At 48.3% G+C, this 633-nt stretch carries 1 protein-coding gene; it reads left to right on the forward strand.

Annotated elements, in window-relative coordinates:
* The coding region (gene truB, locus A3750_RS18325; RefSeq protein WP_068548575.1) for a tRNA pseudouridine(55) synthase TruB at positions 1-633 on the forward strand (633 nt) is incomplete at both ends.

Raw genomic sequence — 633 nt, forward strand, 5'->3', positions numbered from 1 at the left:
AAAAAGGTCGACTTTTAGATGGTGTGCTGTTACTCGACAAGCCTTTAGATATCACGAGTAATGGCGCTCTACAAAAGGTTCGATGGCTGTACGATGCTCGTCGTGCAGGTCACACCGGGGCTTTAGACCCCCTCGCGACGGGTGTTTTGCCAATTTGTTTTGGTGAGGCAACCAAGTTTGCCAAATATCTTCTTGAATCGGATAAAGCGTATTATACAACAGCGCAACTTGGCGAGATTCGCGAAAGCGGTGATAGTGAAGGTGAGGTTGTCGAAACGCGTGACCTGCCTGTTTTAAATAAAGAGATTGTTGAATCCGTTCTAGAGAAATTTCGTGGTGAGACATTGCAAGTTCCCACCATGTATTCCGCACTAAAGCATCAGGGGCGCCCACTCTATGAGTGGGCTAGAAAAGGGATAACGGTAGAAAGAGAAGCAAGGCCGATTAACGTGCCAACACTCCGCCTTGATGACGTGACCAGAGACACTTTGTCTTTGTATGTTGAGTGCTCCAAGGGCACGTATATCCGTTCTTTGGTTGAAGATATTGGTCTTGAGCTAGGGTGTGGTGCTCACGTCTCTATGTTACGGCGCTCTAGGGCGGGGCATTTCGAGTTATCAGAGACGGTGACGC

It is taken from the genome of Oleiphilus sp. HI0079 (assembly GCF_001635105.1).